General features: G+C 68.6%; 2 protein-coding genes. Both read right to left on the bottom strand.

The window, feature by feature from the left end:
* Window positions 1–324: alpha-amylase family glycosyl hydrolase (locus IO24_RS0139995; protein WP_031144813.1), on the bottom strand; the 324-nt coding region annotated here is incomplete at its 3' end.
* Window positions 321–755: alpha-glucosidase C-terminal domain-containing protein (locus tag IO24_RS0139990; RefSeq protein WP_031144811.1), on the bottom strand; the 435-nt coding region annotated here is incomplete at its 5' end. The genes IO24_RS0139990 and IO24_RS0139995, both read right to left, overlap by 4 nt.

Below are 755 nucleotides of genomic sequence, written 5' to 3'. Positions count from 1 at the left end.
CTGGTGGGCGGCGTCGACGAACTCCACGAAGTCGGCCAGGTCGCCGAACTCCGGCAGCACGGCCGTGTAGTCGGAGACGTCGTAGCCGCCGTCGCGCAGGGGGGACTTGAAGAACGGCGGCAGCCACAGGCAGTCGACGCCGAGCCACTGGAGGTAGTCGAGCTTGGAGGTGAGGCCCTTGAGGTCGCCGACGCCGTCGCCGTTGCTGTCCTGGAACGAGCGGACGAGCACCTCGTAGAAGACGGCGCGTTTGAACCAGTCGGGGTCACGGTCCCTCGCGGGAGTGTCTTCGAAGGTGTCCAGCACGGGCTCGTTCACGGTCATGACGTTCCTGCCCCTCCGTTCGCGTGCGCGGCGGGCGGGGCCTGGACGTGGAAGACGTGCGCGGGAGCCCGCCCCGGCTCCAGCCGCACGTAGTTGTTGCGCCCCCAGCGATAGGTCTCGCCGGTGAGCTCGTCGCGTACTTCCACCGGCTCGTGCCAGTCCAGGCCGAGTTGCGGCATGTCCAGCGAGACCGTGGCCTCCTGGGTGTGGTGGGGGTCGAGGTTGGCGACCACCAGGACGACATCGGATCCGCTGCGCTTGCTGTAGGCGAGGAGCGCGTCGTTGTCGGTGTGATGGAAGCGGAGGTTCCTGAGCCGGTGCAGCGCGGGGTGCTCCCGCCGGATGGTGTTGAGCCGGGTCAGCAGCGGGGTGATGGTGCGGCCCTCGCGTTCGGCCTTCTCCCAGTCGCGGTGCCTGAGCTGGTACTTCTC

It is taken from the genome of Streptomyces flavovariabilis (assembly GCF_000725785.1).
Taxonomy (GTDB): domain Bacteria; phylum Actinomycetota; class Actinomycetes; order Streptomycetales; family Streptomycetaceae; genus Streptomyces; species Streptomyces hawaiiensis.
This window is presented reverse-complemented; position numbering and strand designations above follow the sequence as displayed.